Below are 15,276 nucleotides of genomic sequence, written 5' to 3' on the forward strand. Positions count from 1 at the left end.
ACACTTCTCTGTATACATTTGGATAGAGGTGAGAGAATCTTCGGAACATCCGTCCTGCGGCTTGGCTACATTGAGTCAACACATACAATACGCCTTGTTCCTTTTCAATCACATCGGCGAACACATAGAAATACGGCGCTACGTGCAAAACTTGAAGAACGTAAGGAGGGAGGCGTTTAGAGCCAACAAGGCCCTTCGGTAGCACCCCCCCTTCCAAGCGGCGTGACGGTTTCAGCCATGGATGCCCCCATTGTACGCGCATCTACCCGTGGACATGCAGCCGTTGCTCGTTATCCTAAAAGGTTGGTGAAAAAATGCTGATTCTCTTCATCAATGGGAGAATGAATGAAAAGCAGGGTCGATGCAACAAGGTTTTTCTAGAGGGGCGGTGATGAAAGGGATGGGTTGCTTCACCGCCTTGTTTCTCAAATGGAGAACCCTTGTGGCACGGGCTTCTCGTTTCACGTCATCCGCCGTGGGCTAGGGGCGGTTGCTGTTTTTCCCTAATCCTCTTAATCAATGGGAGAATGAGTGAAAAGCAGGACCGGTGAAACAAGGTTTTTCTAGTTGAGAAATGGTATTGTAAAGCCGTATCCGCGAGTAAATCACCAGTCTCCTAGAGGGCCGGTGAAAAACCGCTGTTACACACGAATCGGCGACATTTTCATTCAGAAAAGAAAACTCATTCTGCTAGGTTTCTCTAATTGAGAAACAGATGGAATCAGCAGTATTTTGCACGAAATCACCAGCCTTCTAGGTGAGAAATGACATTGTAAAGCCTATCCACGATTCAACCACGAGCCTGCTGAGGCACCGTTGAGTCGCTGAAACCGTAGTGCTGACACAGACTAGCTTTTGTTTGATCCACAAAAAACCGCCTCTTTCCCACCGATCGGATGGAAAAGAGGCGGTTTCTTCTTACGACTGGCTGTTTTCTTTCGCCTTAAGTGTGACAGAGACGGTTGTCTCAAACCCATCACGATAAATCGTCAGTTTGATGCGATCGCCGACCGCTGTTTTCGTGTACAAATATTTGCGCAAGGCGCTGACGCTGTCGATTTTCTGGCCATTGATCGCCGTGATGACGTCTTTCGATTTTAAGCCCGCATCGGCCGCCGGTGAGAACGGTTCAACTGCGGTGATGGCAGCGCCCGTTGTCACGCTTGATGGCAGTTTCAGTTCACCAGTGCGGACGTCATCGGACAAATCTGCGACATCGACGAGCTGGACGCCAAGATATGGGCGTTTGATTTTCCCGTCTTTCATCAGCTGTTCGACGATCGGTTTGACGTTTTCGCTCGGGATGGCAAAGCCGAGTCCTTCGACGCCTGTTTCGGCGATTTTCATGCTGTTGATGCCGATGACTTGTCCCGCGCTGTTAATGAGCGCGCCGCCGCTGTTGCCCGGGTTGATCGCCGCATCCGTCTGGATGACGTCAATCTCCCAGTCGCCCGCTGAGGTGGACACCGGCATCGTCCGCTTGCCGCTGACAATTCCTTCCGTCACCGTCCGCGACAAGTCAAGGCCAAGTGGGTTACCGATGGCCGCGACCGGCTCGCCGATTTGCACGTTCGCTGAATCGCCGAAGCTCGCCACTTTCGTCACGCCCTCGGCTCGAATTTTCAAGACGGCGAGGTCTGTCAGCGCATCGGCACCGATGATGTCCGCTTTCACTTTTTTGCCGTTCGCGAGCGCCACCTCGACTTTATTCGCTCCTTCGATAACATGGTTGTTCGTCACAATGTACGCTGTATTGCCCTCTTTTTTGAAAATCACGCCTGAGCCTGTCCCCGCTTCGGCGTCTTGCGCTTGATCGGAGAAAAAGTCGACTTGCTTCTGGATGTTGACGACACCGACGACGGCATCCGCGACTTTGTTGATGGCGGCGATCATGTTCGTTTTCGTATTCGCCGTCGGCTGCAAGGGCAAGGTGTCAGTTTTTTGCTCAGTCGTTTGCGCCGCTTGCGTGGGGGCGGCGCTTTCTTGGTTCAACCATTTCGGCGCCACATACCATGTCGCGGCGCTGCCGATCACCGCTCCCGCGACAGAAGCGGCAAGCCACGATATGAAGCGGCCGCGCCGTTTCGGCTGCGGCGTCGGGGTTGGTTCAAATGGCATCATGTCCATCAGTCATCTCCTCCTTTATCATGAATGGTCATCCATACCCAAACATTGGATAACTTCGAGCGAAGGCCGCCAAAGCATCGGAAAGGAGGATGAAACACAACGGTGTCCCCTACATCCATCGGTCGTACACAAAGACTCGATGACATGTTCCGGCCATTGGCTGCTTTCTCTCTACGATAGTTGAACAGCATATGTCGTTCCTTCTTTCCCACGATGTTTCCGATTAAATCCAAAGATGCAAATTTCTCATTTTCCTCATCGTCATGCTCCTCCTTTTCCTCTTCGCCCATCATCATACCCCAGCAAAGTGAAAAAACGGTGAAAAATCCTCAGCGACTCGGCTTTCCTTTGCCTTTTCCATTTTCACCTTTTTTTCACGTAGATTTGCTATGATAAAAGCAAGGATGAAAAACAGGAGGAACGTCCATGAAAGTGTTGCTGGCCGAAGATGATCTCCATCTAGGAGAGCTGATCGTTCATTTGTTGAAGAAAAAAGGGATTGATCAGATCGATTGGGTGCAGGAAGGGGAAGACGCGTACGACTACGCGATGGCGGAATTTTACGATGTCGTCGTGCTCGATTGGATGATGCCGAACGGCGATGGGGTGGAGATTTGCCGCCGCTTGCGGCAAAACGGCTACAGAGGCGCCATTTTGATGTTGACGGCGAAAGACGCGGTGCAAGACCGCGTCACCGGGCTTGAATCCGGGGCGGACGATTACTTGGTCAAACCGTTTGAAATCGATGAGCTTGTCGCTCGCTTAAAAGCGCTCGCCCGGCGCACGTTCGTCCCGCTTCAAGAGGAAAAAGTGTCGTTTCACGGCTTCACCCTCAACCGGACAAGCCATACGCTCCATCGCGGCAATGAAGAGATTTTCCTCACTCCGCGCGAGTTTCAGCTTCTGGATTTGCTCGTGCAAAACCAAGGGCAAGTCGTGCCGCGTGAGACGATATTGGACCGCGTCTGGGGCTGGGACGCCGACGTCTCAATGAAAACGATCGATGCGACGATCAAATTGCTCCGTAAAAAACTGAAAGACGATGTCATCCAAACGGTGCGCGGGGTGGGATATAAAATTGATCAATCAATGGAATGAATGGCGCAACTGGCTGCGCCGTTTAGGAAGCGCGGACTTGTTCCGCCGCACCCATTGGCGGCTGACGGCGCTTTACAGCGGCATTTTTACTTTGTTCTTGGCTTTGTTTATCATCATCGCCGCCGCTTTGTTTTATTGGATCACGACATCGGATCAGGAGCGGCGCATCGTTCGCCTCGCTGAACAAGAGGCCAATACGATGGAACAGTTTTTGTTAAAGCAAAACGACTTTGACTTATTCGATGACGAAAGTCTCGTATTGCTCAGCGAAGATCAACTCTTTTTTTACGTAATCGGCCCTAACGGCGATCTGCTTGCCGGGGATGAAGTCCACCCGCGCCTGCGCCCGTACTTTTTGCACGCCTTGTCTCGTCTAAATATGAACGCACGTGCGCCAGTTTATTTGACCGTATCATTGCCTGAGCATATGCCGGGCCTAGCCCGCGACGCTGCCCGTGACTGGCGGGTGCTCGCCGCCGCCCGTCCGCTCGTCATTCGTGGCAATGTCGTCGGCATCTTGTATATCGGGATGGATGTGACCTCGTTTTTCGGGGTGTTCCATTGGCTGCTGATCGTGCTCGCAGGCCTCGCCGTTCTCTTTCTCGCTGTCGGGGTGGCGCTCAGTTACTTCATGTCGAAGCGGGCGCTCGGGCCGATTGAAGAAGCGTACGAGCGGCAGCGCCAGTTTGTCGCCGACGCCTCCCATGAATTGCGCACACCGCTGAGCGTTGTCTTTTCATCTGTTGAGGCGCTCACAATGGAAGAAGACGTGATGAAAAACGAGTTTGCCCGCCGTCTGCTTGACCGCCTTCGCGAGGAGTTGAAGCGGATCACAAAGCTGATGAACGATCTCTTGACGCTCGCCCGCGCGGATGCGAGACACGCCGCGTTGGAACTGGCGAAACAGACGTTTGATTTTCGCCCGCACGCCGAGCGCACGTTTCAGCTCGTCGCGGAACTGGCGGCGAAAAAACAGCTCACGATGCACTTTCACGCTCCGGAACAAGCGGTCGTGACGGCCGATCCGGACAAACTGACGCAGCTGCTGTACATTTTGCTTGATAATGCGATCAAATACACCCCAGAAGGCGGAGAAGTGACATTGTCGATCCGCACCGAGCCGAAGCAGTTCATCCTTTCCGTCAAAGACACCGGCATCGGCATCCCACCGGAAGACATCGGCCGCATTTTCGACCGCTTTTACCGCGTCGACAAAGCGCGCTCGCGCCAACAAGGCGGCCACGGCCTGGGGCTGTCCATCGCGAAGTGGATCATCGACGCTCACGGCGGCACGATCCATGTCGACAGCCAGCTCGGGCAAGGGACGGAGTTTATCGTACGTCTGCCTGCTTAGATGTAGGGCGCGCTTGCCATTGGCAGGCGGCAAGGCGCTCGGGCTTTCTTCTTGAATCGGGTAGAAGATTGTCGTGCTGATTTTGCAATTGACAACAAGCATTGGAACATTTCCGCTCGAACTGATCCCGTGTTCGTTCCAACACTTTAACGCTTGGCTTCCGATGACGTATTCGATTTTCGGATTGAAAGCGGTCATCTCAAGCGGCAATTTCTCATTGATGTAGGAAAACGTCGGCAGGCTGCTTCTATTTGTTGTCGCCATGATGATAGGAATGATCTCGTTTATTTGACTATCCAACATCGCCACCAATTTGCAACCGCCATTGAACAAGAGGGTGTCCCAAAAGGACCGGGACGCCCTCTTTCGTCTCTATATATACGTACTGACTGCTTCTGTCGCACTATATGTTGTGCCTATCTTGAAAGAAGGCGACCTTTTGGGTCAGCCCCTTGTTTTTTTACTATCGATCCCATTTGGGGTCATTCTTTCATGATTTTGATTTGATACAAGAGACAATGAGGAAGAACGGTTTTTTCATGTTCTTTCTCACCTTTCCCACCTTCCGGGCGAAAATGAGGCGGTTTTTTCTAGGAGGCTGGTGATTTAACGAGGTATACAGCTTTCCAATGTCATTTCTCAATTAGAAAAACCTTGTTGTATCGGGCCTGCTTTTCAATCATTCTTCCATTGATGAAGCGAATCAGCGGTTTTTCACCAGCCTTCTAGGTATTTGCTTGGTTACGGAGCCAAACGTGAGTTGACGTTCAACAACCTCCTTGAAACATTGCCTACTCCTTGAGCAAACTTTTCAATTCCATTTCATACTTTGAAGGAACAATCCCATATTTTCCTGTTTTTTTATCGAAGATCATTGTATGATTTTCCTTAAACCAAATGTTGTAATTGAATAACCGGTCTTTCGCTTTTGGATGTTCGAGCCAAAAACGATAGTCAGGTTGATCTTCGTCGACTTTGGCTGCTTTTGACCATTCTACGAATTTCATGATTTCCTTTATTCTATTGATTTTCCTTTCGTCTCGAATTTCATGAATGCTCGAAAAATTTTCTATCCTGCTTGTTACTCGAATGACTTCTGTTTTCTTCCGATTGAAATCTGTTTTTTCGGATGTTTGAAAGAACATAACTGCTCCGCATATGCATAAAAGAAGAATAGACAACAAACCATAACGTTTCCTCACGGGAAGTTCACCTCGCACATACAAAGTTGGCATTACCAAAAACATCCTTCGTATCCTTTGCGTACCCAATCACAAGTAAATTTGGTTCGAACGGAAGATCAGAATTCCACTAAACTTCACTTAGTTGATAATAACAGGATCATTTTCCATTTCAGCTCTTAAAGAGGCAGGGTTCACATACGGCTACTCATCCGGGTCAGATATTTATTATCGAAAACCGATTAACTTAGAGTTCGTGTATTCACTTTATTAGGCATTAGAACACGGCGCTCGGACTTTTGAAGGAAAAGGCGCTCTAGGCAGACTGGGGCGCCTTTTGTTTACGACGGCCACATGAGCCGCTTCACCGTTTTTTCCAAAACAAAACGTTGCCCGCTACTAGGCGATGCCACAAGTGGAAGGCGATCATCATCAGAAAATAAATCAACGCATTCATAACGGCATTGACATAGGGCATGGCCAAGTCGCCGGCATCGCGGATTTCGATCGGAAACAGGCGGATGATGAGGACAGAGATCGCGATGATGAGGAGCGAACCGATCAGAGTACCGCCGAATCGCGCCTGTGGATGCCATCGAATTCTCGCCAAGCCGACGATCAACGAGCCGATGGCAAATGCGAGAAACGAGCCGTACGCATAATATCCGACATTAAACGTTGGAAACAAAAAGGAAAACAACAACACTAACAAAGCGCCGCCCACATCAAGGCCATACGACCGAACCACGTCTTTCCTTCCTCCCCCACAATGTCATGCGAAAATCACCGTCCATCTTGCGCGGATCCCCCTAATGAATGATATGTGTAAAATTCCTTCAAAAAAACATTCGCTTTTCACCTAATTTTCTCCTTCCCCTTCTACAATACAAACCGTAAGCCCGTCCACCATCGAAAAAAGAGGTGAGAAGATTGAGGAAAACTCGAGCAGTCGTTTGGCTCGTGCTTGTGGCGCTCGTTGGGCTCAGCTTGCTTCATGGGCTCACGCCGCATGAAGCGATGGCGCACGGAGGGCCCGGGGTTCCGTTTGACGGCGTGCATGGTGGCGTTTGGCACCACCGTCAGGCATTGGACATGGGGCCGCGCGCAAGCTGGATGCTTCCAAGCTTGTTCCTGTGGGTCATCCCTTTGCTGCTTATCGGCGTTGGCGCCGTATGGCTCACGATGAAGCGGCCGAAGCGCTGGATCGGTTGGGCGCTTGTCGCCTTAGGGGTCGCCGCCTTGTTGCCGAAATGGGTACTGATTGCACTGGCACTCGTGGCCGTCTACACGTTCGGACGACGCCAAGGACGAAAACCGGCAGCCGCTGAAGCGTGGGCTCCAGCACCGCCGTCCGTTTCTGTCGATTGGCTGGACCAATGGGAAAAAACGATACAAAAGGAGGCGCAGACGAATGGGCATTTTTCGCCGGATCAAGACGATCGTTCTCGCTGAAGTGAACGAACAAATCGATCAATGGGAAGACCCGATCGCCATGACAAAACAATATTTGCGTGAACTCGAGCAGCAGCTCGAACGAGGGCGCCAAGCGCTCGCCCAGCAATGGGTCGCTGAGCGGCGCTATGAGACGCTGATCGCCCAAGCGGAAGCAACGGTGGAAAAGCGGAACCGCCAAGCGAAACTGGCGCTCGAACGCAACGAAGAAGCGGTCGCCAAGCTGGCACTGCGCGACAAACTGCTGCACGAGAAAAAGCGGGAAGCCTATAAGCAACAATACGATGCGATCAAAACGAAAACCGCCGAGGTGGCCCGCCGTCTTCAAGAGCTGCGCGAACGGTATGACGAGCTCGCCGCCAAGCAGCTTGAGCTCACCGCTCGCGTCAACGCCGCTCAGGCGCTCAAGCAAATCGACACGGCACTCACTTCGTTTTCCGCTGATGAAGCGCTGCGCGGCTTCGCCCGCATGGAAGAGCGCGTCATCGCCTTAGAAGCGGAAGCGGCCGCCGCCCGTTTCGGAGCGAACGCTGCGTTGTCCCCTGTGCCGTTTGAGGAAGAAGTGGAACGTGAGCTGGCAAAATGGAAAGAAGCCCAAGCGACGAACGCGTAATCCCCCTCCCCCCTTTTTGACATAGATGACCCCCTTGCCTGCCCGGCAAGGGGGATTGGTTTGTTCGCTCCCCTGTCACGCGTAAGCAAAATCATTCCCTCTTCTTTTCCATTGTGCTAAAATTATTAGAGAAACGAAATAATCCAGGAGATGACCCCGCATGGACTGGAAACGAAGCGTTCGCATTTTATGGCTGTGCAATTTTATGGTGTCGGCCGGAATGACGATGGTCATTCCCTTTTTATCGCTTTTCTTATGGCAAATGGGTATCACTGAGCATCATGCCTTAAGCATGTGGACCGGGCTTGTCTTTTCCGCCACTTTCTTATCAGCGGCCATCATGGCGCCGATTTGGGGAATGTTTGCCGATAAATATGGCCAGCGCGCCAATTTGATTCGCGCCGGAATCGGCATGGGTTTGATCACCGCCTGCATGGCGTTGACCACGTCGCCCACGGCGCTGCTTGTGCTTCGGTTTCTTGTCGGCTTTTTCTCCGGCTTCATCACCGTCTCGTTTTCCTATTTGGCCCGCGTCGTCCCGAAAGACCATAGCGGCGAGGCGCTCGGGACGCTGCAAACCGGAAGCATCGCCGGAAACATTATCGGGCCGCTCATCGGTGGTGCTTTGTCCGACTTGTTCGGCTTCCGCCCGGTGTTTTTAGTGACCGGGCTTTGCATTTTGCTTACCCTCTTGCCCGTCATCTTTTGGCTCGAAAAAGACCCGGTCGTGCCACAGACGAAAGAAAACAAGGCGAGCTTCAAAGACGTGTTCGAACACCGGCCGCTCATCATCTTGTTTATCGCCACGTTTCTCGTGCAAATCGCCGTTCTCGGCGTCAACTCGATGATGACGATTTTTGTCCAATCGTTAGTCGGCCACACTAGCAATCTCGCCTTTTTATCCGGCCTCGCCTCATCGATCACCGGCATCGCCACGATCATCGGTGCGCCGTATTTAGGGAAGCTCGGCGACCGGATCGGGCAGGAGAAAACATTGCCGATTTTGCTTGTTCTCTCCGGCTTGTTCGCCTTGCCGCAAGTCTGGACAGACCACATTTACGCCTTGTACGTATGGCGCTTCTTACAAGGGCTGGTCGTCGGCGGCGTATGGCCTGCCCTTCAGGCGCTCATCAACGCGCAAAGCCCGCGCCGCATTCAAGGGAGGGTGTTCGGCGTCACCGCCAGCAGCCGCTTCCTCGGCAACTTGACCGGTCCAACGGCCGCGGGCGCCATCGCCGGCCTGTTTTCCATCGCTTCGATTTTCGCCTTGTCCGGTCTCTTGTTGATCGTCACCGGCGCCTTGGTCGGCTATGCCCACCGCCGTGCATCCACCCCATGGCGCGAAGGGATGAAAGAAAAACTCGCCGCGTGGACGCATCGCCTTCATAGCCGGCACTAAGCGACTTAGCGGCATCCAACTGAGATGGGCACCTCACTCAGCCGGAAGCACTATATCGACACGAAGCGCTCTGGCGACATTGAACATGAAAGAAGGTGTCCACAAAACGTGGGACACCTTCTGTTCATCACCTGTCATCGTTTCATCCAACGGTTGCCCCTCTATTCCCCCGCCCATTTCATCCGCTGAAGCAACGAATACGGAATCGCCTCTCCAACGCGCCCGTTCCGCCCAGTCGTCGTTTCCGCCATCGTCAATGAGTTCCAAATCGCTTCCTCTGTCGCCTCAACAGCCGCTTGAAACAGCTCATTCATGAGCGGCGCATCATCGCGGACAAGCGGCAGCAGCGCCTGATGGACGGAATCGGCAACATGCGGAATCGTGTATGCCGTGGAAAAGGCAATGACGATATCGCCGCTGCCGTGATGAACATGACTCCCCGTCCGCGCCAGCCCCATCGCCGCCCGCTTCGCCAACCGCTTCAATTGCCGCGCATCAAGCGGCGCATCGGTCGCCACGATCATCATAATCGACCCAGGCGGCACGTCCCGCTCATCAAACGATGGCGGCACATACGGCACAAACCGCAGCTCTTCGCGCCGCCCAAAATTGCTCACGACAAGCGTCCCGACCGTATACATCCCGCCCGCGATCCGCGATGAACTGCCGACTCCCCCTTTCCAGCCGAAACACATCATACCTGTCCCCGCGCCAACCGCTCCTTCTTCCATATCCACCCGCGCTTCGGCAATCGCCTGTTTCGCATGCGCCTTCGTCACCGCCAGCGCCCGCGCCGCATTCAAATAGCTGTCATTGCACTCCCCGACCACGATGTTGACAGACCCGGCCGTGTCGCCAATCTCCGGCGTCATCTCCATCATATACTCAAGCGTTCCTTGCCAGACAGCGCCGACACTGAACGTACTCGTCAGCATCATCGGCGACTCGATCGTCCCCAACTCCTCGACTTGCACGAGCCCCGCCGTTTTCCCGAACCCGTTCAGGACAAAGCACGCCGCCGGCACCTTCTCTAAAAACCAATTCCCCCCATGCGGCAACACCGCCGTCACCCCAGTGCGGATCACCGTCCGTTCATCCCGCTCTTCACGAACCGTCACATGCCCGACCCGAACACCGGACACATCCGTGATTTGATTCCGCTTCCCTGTCGGAAGCGTGCCGATCGAAAACCCGAGATCGCGAAGTTTTTGGCGCATCGATGCGAAGCCTCCTGTCATAAATCCATTCCTCTTTTCATCATAACTTAAAGAAAGCATGAAAGTATAGAAAAAGAACTTGCATTTTCCAAATATGTGCATTATTATAGTCATAGGATCATACCACAGCAATGGTCTCAGGGTTACTATGATAAGGGCTTTCTGCCTGGGCAGAATGACCCGCGGCGTTGGGGATCGCCTATCGCCCGCTTTTGGCGGGCATTCCCCACTCTTAGGCAAACGAAGACCTTGGCGGAAAACGCTAAGGTCTTTTTTACTACATTATTCCGTTATGGGAGGGGATCGAAGTGAGATACAAAATCGGCCTCGATATCGGTATTACATCTGTCGGCTGGGCAGTCATTAATCTGGATCTTCCTCGTATCGAAGATTTGGGCGTCCGCATCTTTGACAGAGCAGAAAACCCGCAAACGGGAGAATCACTAGCTCTCCCTCGACGCCTCGCCCGCTCAGCCCGGCGTCGTCTGCGCCGCCGCAGGCATCGGCTTGAGCGCATTCGCCGTCTGCTCACCCGTGAAAACGTCTTAACACAAGAAGAACTGGACAAGCTATTCGAGAAAAAACATGAAATTGATGTCTGGCAGCTGCGCGTTGAAGCGTTAGATCGAAAACTAAATAACGATGAATTGGCCCGCGTTCTCCTTCATCTAGCCAAGCGGCGCGGCTTCAAATCCAACCGCAAAAGCGAGCGCAGCAACAAAGAAAACAGTACGATGCTCAAACATATCGAAGAAAACCGCTCCATTCTCACAGGCTACCGGACCGTCGGTGAAATGATCGTGAGAGACCCAAAATTTGTGCTTCATAAGCGCAATAAAGGGGAAAATTACACAAACACGATCGCACGTGACGACTTAGAACGCGAGATCCAACTTATTTTTGCCAGACAGCGCGAGTTCGGAAACATGATTTGCACAGAAGCGTTTGAGAATGAATATATCGCCATTTGGTCTTCGCAGCGCCCTGTCGCCTCCAAAGATGACATCGAGAAAAAGGTCGGCTTTTGTACCTTCGAACCGAAAGAAAAGCGGGCACCTAAGGCAACATACACATTCCAATCGTTCATCGCTTGGGAGCACATCAATAAATTGCGGCTCGTCTCCCCATCAGGAACGCGGGAACTCACCGATGAAGAACGCCGCCTTTTGTATGAACAAGCATTCCAAAAAAACAAACTTACCTATCATGATATACGAACATTGCTCCATTTGCCTGATGACACCTACTTTAAAGGTATTGTGTACGATTGGGGCGAACCGCTAAAGCAAAACGAAAACATCCGATTCCTTGAACTCGACGCCTATCATCAAATTCGCAAAACCGTCGATAAGGTTTATGGAAGAGGAAAGTCAAGTTCGTTTCTGCCAATCGATTTTGATACATTCGGTTACGCCCTGACATTATTCAAAGATGATGCCCACATTCGCAGCTACTTGCGAAATGAATATGAACAAAACGGGAAGCGGATAGCAAATTTGGCAAACAAGGTATATGACAACGAACTGATTGAAGAATTATTGAACTTGTCATTCACCAAATTCGGCCATTTGTCGCTAAAAGCACTCCGCAACATTCTCCCGTATATGGAACAAGGCGAAGTCTACTCTTCCGCTTGTGAGCGAGCGGGATACACGTTTACAGGGCCAACGAAGAAACAAAAAACAGTGCTGCTGCCGACTATTCCGCCGATCGCCAATCCGGTCGTCATGCGCGCGTTGACACAGGCGCGAAAAGTGGTGAATGCCATCATCAAAAAGTACGGCTCGCCGGTATCGATTCATATCGAATTAGCCCGCGATTTGTCACAAACATTTGACGAGCGGAAGAAAACAAAAAAAGAACAAGATGAAAACAGAAAGAGAAACGAAACTGCCATCCGCCAGCTGATCGAATACGGGCTGACACGAAACCCAACTGGCCATGACATTGTTAAGTTCAAACTGTGGAGCGAGCAAAACGGAAGATGCGCCTACTCGCTTCAACCAATCGAAATCAAGCGACTGCTTGAACCGGGCTATGTAGAAGTAGATCACGTGATTCCATATAGCCGGAGCTTGGATGACAGTTATACCAATAAAGTATTAGTATTGACAAAAGAAAATCGCGAAAAAGGCAACCGCATCCCTGCCGAGTATTTAGGCGTAGGAACTGAGCGCTGGCAACAGTTCGAAACGTTTGTGTTAACGAACAAGCAGTTTTCTAAAAAGAAGCGGGATCGGCTGCTCCGGCTTCATTACGATGAAAACGAAGAAGCAGAATGGAAAAACCGAAGTTTAAATGACACCCGGTATATTTCACGCTTTTTCGCCAACTTTATTCGTGAACATCTCAAATTCGCCGACAGTGATGACAAGCAAAAAGTATATACAGTCAACGGCGGCGTTACCGCCCATTTGCGCAGCCGCTGGGATTTTAACAAAAACCGTGAAGAATCCGATTTGCACCATGCCGTGGACGCCGCAATCGTCGCCTGCACAACGCTGAGCGATATCGCCCGAGTCACCGCCTTCTATCAACGGCGCGAACAAGCCAAAGAACTGGCCAAAAAGACGGAACCGCACTTTCCGCAACCTTGGCCGCACTTCGCCGATGAACTGCGGGCACGTTTATCAAAAAATCCAAAGGAGAGTATAAAAGCTCTCAATCTTGGAAATTATGATAACGAGAAACTCGAATCGTTGCAGCCGGTTTTTGTCTCCCGCATGCCGAAGCGGAGCGTCACAGGGGCGGCTCATCAAGAAACATTGCGGCGTTATATCGGCATCGACGAACGGAGCGGGAAAATCCAAACTGTTGTCAAAACGAAACTGTCCGAAATCAAGCTGGATGCAAGCGGACATTTTCCTATGTACGGCAAAGAAAGCGACCCAAGGACATACGAAGCGATCCGCCTGCGGTTGCTTGAGCATAACAATGATCCGAGAAAAGCATTCCAGGAACCTCTTTACAAACCGAAAAAGAACGGGGAACTAGGGCCTATCATTCGGACAGTGAAAATCATCGACACAAAAAACCAAGTCATCCCGCTCAATGATGGCAAAACTGTCGCCTACAACAGCAACATCGTTCGAGTTGACGTATTTGAAAAAGACGGGAAATACTATTGTGTTCCCGTCTACACAATGGACATCATGAAAAAGGTTTTGCCAAACAAAGCCATCGAACCAAACAAGCCGTACTCCGAGTGGAAGGAAATGACGGAGGACTATACGTTCCGATTCAGCCTGTACCCGAATGATCTCATTCGCATTGAGCTTCCCCGGGAAAAAACAGTGAAAACGACCGCAGGCCATGAAATCAACATTAAAGATGTGTTTGTCTACTACAAAACGATTGACTCAGCCACAGGAGGACTGGAGTTGATCAGCCATGACAACAGTTTCTCACTCCGCGGCATCGGTTCAAGAACCCTCAAACGATTCGAGAAATACCAAGTAGATGTGCTCGGCAACATCTACAAAGTGAGAGGGGAAAAGAGAGTTGGGTTGGCGTCATCTGCTCATCCGGAAACCAGGGAAACTATCCGTCCGTTACAATCAACTCGTGATTGAACAGGAAGAAAAAGTTTCTATCCCGCTGGAGGATATTTGTTCCATTATCATCGAGGAACAAGCCGTCAGCGTAACAGCAGTCGCTTTAAGCAAAATAGCCGAATATAACATTGCATTATTCACCTGTGACCAAAAACGGCTCCCCAACGGGGTGTTGCAGCCGTTTCAAAAACATTCTCGTCAAGTAGGCGTGCTGCACATGCAGTACGCCTACTCCAAGCCTTTTAAAAAGCGAATTTGGCAGCGGATCGTGATCCAAAAACTCGTCAATCAAGGAAAGTGTTTGGAGTTCTTGAACAAACAAGGAGCCGACGAGCTATACCGCATCAGCAAAACCGTCGACTCCGGAGATAGCAATAACCGTGAAGCATATGGGGCAAAAAAGTATTTCCAATATTTATTCGGCAATGAGTTTACCCGGCGAAGCGATTCAGTCATAAACGCAGCTTTAAACTATGGATACGCCATCATGCGTGGACTCGTCGCCCGTTCTCTCGTCGGGTATGGTTTTTTCCCATGCTTAGGAATTTACCACGATAACGAGTTGAACAAATTTAATCTCGCCGACGACTTTATGGAAGTATTGCGCCCGCTCATCGATCTATACGTGGCCCAGCACATCCAACCGGATGATAAATTTTCTCCATCCATTCGGGCAGACTTATACAATTTAGTCAATATGGACATACTAGTGAATGGAGAAAGATTGACCGTCGTGAACGCGGTAGAAGAAATGACAAAAAGCTTCGTCACCGCAAGCCGAAGCCAAAACCCTTCGTTGTTGAAATTGCCGGAACTTCTCCCATTACAACTGCACGTGTATGAGTAAGTTTATGCGGCTGCTCGTCTTTTTTGATCTTCCCGTCGTGACCAACCGGGAGAAACGTGAATACCGGCGATTTCGCACATTCCTGCTCAACGAAGGGTATGATATGCTACAGTTTTCGGTTTACAGCCGTGTCTGCCATGGACATGAGGCGACGGATAAACACTTGGCAAGATTAAAACGCAACTTACCCCCTCGAGGATCGATTCGGGCAATGATCGTAACGGAAAAGCAGTACACAAAAATGCAACTGCTTCTCGGGGAACCAACAGCCCAAGAAAAGAAAATAACATCCACACAGCTGACACTTTTTTAAAAAACGGAAATGGTTCCCCCTATTGCATAGACACATTCGTATTTTTTAAAAGCAAAAAAGCCCGCGATCCTTGAGATTGCAGGCTTTTTTGGATACGTATTATACCACAGCGATAATCTCA

At 51.0% G+C, this 15,276-nt stretch carries 13 protein-coding genes, 1 pseudogene and 1 CRISPR repeat array (1 of these 15 only partly in view); of the genes and pseudogenes, 9 read left to right on the forward strand and 5 right to left on the reverse strand.

Translation table 11 applies throughout. The annotated features are described in order from the left end of the window. Nucleotides 1-918: 918 nt before the first annotated feature. Both B4113_RS12945 and B4113_RS20145 read right to left on the reverse strand, forming a co-directional pair. A complete protein-coding gene (locus B4113_RS12945; RefSeq protein ID WP_033844698.1) occupies nt 919-2,127 on the reverse strand; it encodes a S1C family serine protease in 1,209 nt (402 codons plus the stop codon). Then, the gene (locus B4113_RS20145; protein ID WP_061912550.1) at nt 2,127-2,417 is read right to left on the reverse strand and encodes a hypothetical protein; all 291 of its coding nucleotides are present in this window, start codon (nt 2,415-2,417) and stop codon (nt 2,127-2,129) included. The genes B4113_RS12945 and B4113_RS20145 overlap by 1 nt, the downstream gene beginning before the upstream one ends. Nucleotides 2,418-2,553: 136 nt before the next feature. Between B4113_RS20145 and B4113_RS12955 the strand changes: the two genes are divergently transcribed. The 3 genes and pseudogenes from B4113_RS12955 to B4113_RS18985 form a co-directional block, all read left to right on the forward strand. After that, nucleotides 2,554-3,225, forward strand: coding sequence for a response regulator transcription factor (locus B4113_RS12955; RefSeq protein ID WP_033844699.1), 672 nt, complete (start codon nt 2,554-2,556; stop codon nt 3,223-3,225). Then, nucleotides 3,206-4,579 (forward strand): cell wall metabolism sensor histidine kinase WalK, encoded by a 1,374-nt coding sequence (locus tag B4113_RS12960; RefSeq protein ID WP_033844700.1) that lies wholly within the window; start codon nt 3,206-3,208, stop codon nt 4,577-4,579. Before B4113_RS12955 ends, B4113_RS12960 begins: the two co-directional genes overlap by 20 nt. A gap of 67 nt (nt 4,580-4,646) precedes the next feature. Next, nucleotides 4,647-4,912, forward strand: a pseudogene (locus B4113_RS18985) (YhgE/Pip domain-containing protein); the annotation flags it as partial. 458 nt (nt 4,913-5,370) lie between these two features. On the opposite strand, the gene B4113_RS12965 reads toward B4113_RS18985, so the two are convergent. Both B4113_RS12965 and B4113_RS12970 read right to left on the reverse strand, forming a co-directional pair. Continuing rightward, nucleotides 5,371-5,814: a hypothetical protein gene (locus tag B4113_RS12965; RefSeq protein ID WP_231559872.1), complete on the reverse strand. Its 444-nt coding sequence runs from the start codon at nt 5,812-5,814 to the stop codon at nt 5,371-5,373. A gap of 310 nt (nt 5,815-6,124) precedes the next feature. Further along, nucleotides 6,125-6,508, reverse strand: coding sequence for a hypothetical protein (locus B4113_RS12970; RefSeq protein ID WP_033844701.1), 384 nt, complete (start codon nt 6,506-6,508; stop codon nt 6,125-6,127). A gap of 182 nt (nt 6,509-6,690) precedes the next feature. Here B4113_RS12970 and B4113_RS12975 point away from each other — a divergent pair, with 182 nt between their 5' ends. From B4113_RS12975 to B4113_RS12985, 3 genes are all read left to right on the forward strand, one after another. Continuing rightward, on the forward strand, nt 6,691-7,212 hold the full coding sequence (locus B4113_RS12975; RefSeq protein ID WP_033844702.1) for a hypothetical protein: 522 nt from the start codon (nt 6,691-6,693) through the stop codon (nt 7,210-7,212). Beyond that, complete coding sequence (locus B4113_RS12980) at nt 7,172-7,825, forward strand: PspA/IM30 family protein (protein WP_033844703.1); 654 nt, start codon at nt 7,172-7,174, stop codon at nt 7,823-7,825. The genes B4113_RS12975 and B4113_RS12980 overlap by 41 nt, the downstream gene beginning before the upstream one ends. 160 nt (nt 7,826-7,985) lie before the next feature. Beyond that, nucleotides 7,986-9,224 (forward strand): MFS transporter, encoded by a 1,239-nt coding sequence (locus B4113_RS12985; RefSeq protein WP_033844706.1) that lies wholly within the window; start codon nt 7,986-7,988, stop codon nt 9,222-9,224. A gap of 161 nt (nt 9,225-9,385) precedes the next feature. Here B4113_RS12985 and B4113_RS12990 read toward each other — a convergent pair whose 3' ends face one another. After that, on the reverse strand, nt 9,386-10,441 hold the full coding sequence (locus tag B4113_RS12990; protein WP_033845048.1) for a P1 family peptidase: 1,056 nt from the start codon (nt 10,439-10,441) through the stop codon (nt 9,386-9,388). A gap of 308 nt (nt 10,442-10,749) precedes the next feature. Between B4113_RS12990 and cas9 the strand changes: the two genes are divergently transcribed. The 3 genes from cas9 to cas2 are packed head-to-tail and all read left to right on the forward strand — an operon-like array spanning nt 10,750 to nt 15,155. After that, nucleotides 10,750-14,013: a type II CRISPR RNA-guided endonuclease Cas9 gene (gene cas9, locus B4113_RS12995; RefSeq protein ID WP_033018780.1), complete on the forward strand. Its 3,264-nt coding sequence runs from the start codon at nt 10,750-10,752 to the stop codon at nt 14,011-14,013. Continuing rightward, complete coding sequence (gene cas1, locus B4113_RS13000; protein WP_033018779.1) at nt 13,943-14,842, forward strand: type II CRISPR-associated endonuclease Cas1; 900 nt, start codon at nt 13,943-13,945, stop codon at nt 14,840-14,842. Before cas9 ends, cas1 begins: the two co-directional genes overlap by 71 nt. 4 nt (nt 14,843-14,846) lie before the next feature. Beyond that, nucleotides 14,847-15,155: a CRISPR-associated endonuclease Cas2 gene (cas2, locus tag B4113_RS13005; RefSeq protein ID WP_033018777.1), complete on the forward strand. Its 309-nt coding sequence runs from the start codon at nt 14,847-14,849 to the stop codon at nt 15,153-15,155. A gap of 98 nt (nt 15,156-15,253) precedes the next feature. Continuing rightward, nucleotides 15,254-15,276: direct repeats of the CRISPR family, unit length 36 nt; it runs 737 nt beyond the window's last position.

The sequence above is a fragment of the Geobacillus sp. B4113_201601 genome (assembly GCF_001587475.1).
GTDB classification, from domain to species: Bacteria; Bacillota; Bacilli; order Bacillales; family Anoxybacillaceae; genus Geobacillus; species Geobacillus icigianus.

What these genes read in the sequence shown, in the direction of transcription:
- B4113_RS12945 (WP_033844698.1), bottom strand. Translation starts at nt 2,127, where the DNA reads ATGGACATGATGCCATTTGAACCAACCCCGACGCCGCAGCCGAAACGG.
- B4113_RS20145 (WP_061912550.1), bottom strand. Translation starts at nt 2,417, where the DNA reads ATGGGCGAAGAGGAAAAGGAGGAGCATGACGATGAGGAAAATGAGAAA.
- B4113_RS12955 (WP_033844699.1), top strand. Translation starts at nt 2,554, where the DNA reads ATGAAAGTGTTGCTGGCCGAAGATGATCTCCATCTAGGAGAGCTGATC.
- B4113_RS12965 (WP_231559872.1), bottom strand. Translation starts at nt 5,814, where the DNA reads ATGCCAACTTTGTATGTGCGAGGTGAACTTCCCGTGAGGAAACGTTAT.
- B4113_RS12980 (WP_033844703.1), top strand. Translation starts at nt 7,172, where the DNA reads ATGGGCATTTTTCGCCGGATCAAGACGATCGTTCTCGCTGAAGTGAAC.
- B4113_RS12985 (WP_033844706.1), top strand. Translation starts at nt 7,986, where the DNA reads ATGGACTGGAAACGAAGCGTTCGCATTTTATGGCTGTGCAATTTTATG.
- B4113_RS12990 (WP_033845048.1), bottom strand. Translation starts at nt 10,441, where the DNA reads ATGCGCCAAAAACTTCGCGATCTCGGGTTTTCGATCGGCACGCTTCCG.
- cas2 (WP_033018777.1), top strand. Translation starts at nt 14,847, where the DNA reads ATGCGGCTGCTCGTCTTTTTTGATCTTCCCGTCGTGACCAACCGGGAG.